Annotated in this window: 4 protein-coding genes; all 4 read right to left on the bottom strand. The window is 70.9% G+C overall.

What is annotated here, in order from left to right:
* Positions 1-148 precede the first annotated feature (148 nt).
* Complete coding sequence (locus J1C73_RS33550) at positions 149-721, bottom strand: hypothetical protein (RefSeq protein ID WP_207319662.1); 573 nt, start codon at positions 719-721, stop codon at positions 149-151.
* Positions 722-812: 91 nt separating this feature from the next.
* The gene (locus J1C73_RS33555; RefSeq protein ID WP_207319663.1) at positions 813-1283 is read right to left on the bottom strand and encodes an acetyltransferase; all 471 of its coding nucleotides are present in this window, start codon (positions 1281-1283) and stop codon (positions 813-815) included.
* Positions 1284-1446: 163 nt separating this feature from the next.
* A complete protein-coding gene (gene ilvD, locus J1C73_RS33560) occupies positions 1447-3297 on the bottom strand; it encodes a dihydroxy-acid dehydratase (protein WP_123460023.1) in 1851 nt (616 codons plus the stop codon).
* Positions 3298-3460: 163 nt separating this feature from the next.
* Positions 3461-3812: TetR/AcrR family transcriptional regulator (locus tag J1C73_RS33565; protein ID WP_443732232.1), on the bottom strand; the 352-nt coding region annotated here is incomplete at its 5' end.

Here is a 3812-nt window from a genome sequence, read left to right on the forward strand (position 1 = left end):
TGGCTTCGGCCGGGCTGCCGGGTCGAGGTGTCAGCGGCGTCGCGGGGCCGTGTCGGCCGCCGCCGGCCGCGGGCCGTCAACCGGTCCGGGGCGGGCGGGACCGGCCGGGCTCCACGGGCCGGGCCGCCTTTTGGCCGGGCGCGCCGCGCTACTTGCGGCGGGCCTTCTTCGCCTTGGCCGTCCTGCGGGCTGCCGGATTCCCGGTCCGGGCCGACCGCCGCTTCGCGAACCGGACCTGGGCCTCCTCGTACTCCGTGCGCCGGAGCTTCTCGCCCGGCGCCTCGGTGAACGTACGGATGAAGTACGCGAGCAGCGCGCCGATGAAGCCGATGGTCTTGAGGCCGCGCAGATTGTCCTCGCGGCCGGGGTCGGCCGGACGGCTGCTGAAGCCCTCCCATGTCTTGCGGAAGGCGATGGCGCTGCAGACGGCGAACATCAGGACCACCAGCAGGCCGACGAAACTGCCGACATCCGCGATCTCCAGGCCCTGATAGGCGAACCGCAGCACGAAGCAGGAGGCGACGGTCGCGGCGAGCGAGCCGACGGCCACTCCGGCGCGGCGGAGACCGTAGTTGCCGTCGTGGGCGACCCAGGTCGTGCCGAAGAAGCGGATGGGCTCGGGCTGCGGACCGGGGGCGGTCGCGGTGGCGCCGGCGGAGGCCGTCGCGGACTCGGTGGTGCCGGGCGCGGTGTCGTCGGAGGTCTCGCTGTTCTCGCTCACGAGGCCGATTGTCCCAGGGTCGGGCCCGCACCCGGGTCAGCCGGGCGGTGGCGCTGCGCCCGTCCGGTGCGGGGCGCAGCGCCGTCGCGCGTCAGCCGCAGTGACTCCACGGGCTCGTGTACGTGTACGTACCGACGCCCGCCTCGATCATGCCGCCCCACTTCACGCAGTGGCTGCCCGCGGCGAGCCGGACCGGGCCCGCGTAGGAGGAGTACGTGCCCTGATCCTTGACCTGTTCCTTGCCGTCCCCGTCCACATCGAGCCAGGCGCCGGTGGTCAGCGCGTGACCGCTGGTGGCGGAGGCGTGGAAGGTGACCACGCAGTTGAACTTGGTGCTCGCGTTGTAGAACAGGTAGACGCGGGCCAGTTCGGCCGACGAGTTCCGGAACGCGTGCGAGTCGATCTGGGTGTACCCGGATCCGCAGACACCGGCCGGAGTGGCGGCGGCCGAAGCCGCGCCCGCCGGGACTGCGCCGAGGGCCGCGAGGGCGGCGACGGCTGACGCGATGACCGCTGAGCGACGTACGGAGACGACCGCTGAGCGGCGTACAGAAGTGCGCATACTCCCCCATTCATGATCATGCATGACAAGGGTGCGAGCTTACTGCGACCTCCCGGTCACAGGGAGTGGTTTTCGGGCCACAACACGTCGCGCGGGACGTCGGCCGCGGTCCGGGGCCCGATATGAGTCCGGCCCCTCGCGAGAGGGGCCGGACACCGGATGGTCAGCCGAGCCTGGAGACGTCGCGGACGGCGCCGCGGTCCGCGCTGGTCGCCATGGCCGCGTAGGCGCGCAGCGCCGCCGAGACCTTGCGCTCGCGGTTCTTCGGCGCGTACACACCGTTCAGCGCCTCACGGCGGGTGGTCAGCTCGGCGTCGGGGACGAGGAGCTCGATCGAGCGGTTCGGGATGTCGATCCGGATCCGGTCGCCGTCCTCGACGAGCGCGATCGTGCCGCCGGACGCCGCCTCCGGCGAGGCGTGGCCGATGGACAGGCCCGACGTACCGCCGGAGAAGCGGCCGTCCGTGACCAGTGCGCAGCTCTTGCCGAGGCCGCGGCCCTTGAGGAACGACGTCGGGTAGAGCATCTCCTGCATACCGGGGCCGCCGCGCGGGCCCTCGTAACGGATGACGACGACGTCGCCCTCCTTGATCTCCTTACGGAGGATCTTGTCGACGGCGTCGTCCTGCGACTCGCAGACGACCGCCGGGCCCTCGAAGGTCCAGATCGACTCGTCGACGCCGGCCGTCTTCACGACACAGCCGTCCACGGCGAGGTTCCCCTTGAGGACCGCGAGGCCGCCGTCCTTGGAGTACGCGTGCTCCATGTCGCGGATGCAGCCGCCGGCCGCGTCCAGGTCGAGGGTCTCCCAGCGCTCGGACTGCGAGAAGGCGGTCGCGGAACGGACGCAGCCGGGGGCCGCGTGCCACATCTCGACGGCCTCCGGGGACGGAGAGCCGCCGCGGATGTCCCAGTTCTTGAGCCACTCGGCGAGCGTGTCGGAGTGCACCGAGTGCACGTCCTCGTTGAGCAGCCCGCCGCGGTGGAGCTCACCGAGGATGGCGGGGATGCCGCCGGCCCGGTGCACGTCCTCCATGTAGTACGTACCGCCGGGCGCCACGTTGGGGGCGACCTTGGAGAGGCAGGGGACCCGGCGCGAGACCTCGTTGATGTCGTCGAGGTCGTACGCCAGCTCGGCCTCCTGCGCGGCGGCCAGCAGGTGCAGGATCGTGTTGGTCGAGCCGCCCATGGCGATGTCCAGCGCCATCGCGTTGTCGAACGCGGCGCGGGTGCCGATGGCGCGCGGCAGGACCGTCTCGTCGTCCTGCTCGTAGTAGCGCTTGGTGATCTCCACGACCGTGCGGCCGGCGTCCTCGTACAACGCCTTGCGGGCGGTGTGCGTGGCGAGGACGGAGCCGTTGCCGGGGAGGGAGAGGCCGAGGACCTCGGTCAGGCAGTTCATCGAGTTGGCGGTGAACATGCCGGAACAGCTGCCGCAGGTGGGGCAGGCGTTCTCCTCGATGCGGAGCATGTCCTCGTCGGAGACGCTCTCGTCGACCGCGTCGCTGATGGCGTTGATCAGGTCCAGCTTGCGGACCGTGCCGTCGACGAGGGTGGCCTTGCCGGCCTCCATCGGGCCGCCGGAGACGAAGACCGTGGGGATGTTGAGGCGCATCGCGGCCATCAGCATGCCCGGGGTGATCTTGTCGCAGTTCGAGATGCAGATCAGTGCGTCGGCGCAGTGCGCCTCGACCATGTACTCGACGGAGTCGGCGATCAGGTCGCGGGACGGAAGGCTGTAGAGCATCCCGGCGTGGCCCATCGCGATGCCGTCGTCGACCGCGATCGTGTTGAACTCGCGGGGCACCGCGCCCGCGGCCTTGATCGCGTCGGAGACGATCCGGCCGACCGGGGCGAGGTGGGTGTGGCCGGGGACGAACTCCGTGAAGGAGTTGGCGACCGCGATGATCGGCTTGCCGATGTCCTCGCTCGCTACGCCCGAGGCCCGCATAAGGGCGCGGGCGCCCGCCATGTTGCGGCCGTGGGTGACAGTGCGGGACCTCAGCTGGGGCATCGTCTCTCGCTCCTTCGACAGAAAAGACTGGTTCCGAGCGTACGCCTCGGCGCCAGGATCTGGACGCAGTGTCCGAAATCCGGGATCGGGCGCGCGGGTGGGCTGCGCCCGCAGCGGAGTGGTGAGCGCCAGCGCGGAGTGCGAGGAGTACGCGGTGGAGGGGTCAGTCCTCCGTCAGGTAGCGCTGCAGCGTGGGGGCCACCATGGCGATGATCTTTTCCGGGTCCGCCGATGCCAGCGGCTCCGCCTGGATCACATACCGCAGCACCGCGATGCCCACCATGTGCGACGCGGCCAGTTCCGCGCGGAAGGTGGCGTCGGGGACGTCCAGCTGCTCCGCGATCCGGCCCAGCAGCCGCCGCAGCACGAAGACGCGCAGGACCTTCGCCGCCGCCTCGTGGGTCATCGCCGAACGCATGATCGCCAGCAGCGGGGCACGGGACACCGGGTTCTCCCACACCTCGATGAAGTAGCCCGCCAGCCGCTCCCCCAGGCCCTCCGTACTGCTGCCGAGC

The sequence above is a fragment of the Streptomyces laculatispora genome (genome assembly GCF_017353455.1).
Lineage (GTDB): Bacteria > Actinomycetota > Actinomycetes > Streptomycetales > Streptomycetaceae > Streptomyces > Streptomyces laculatispora.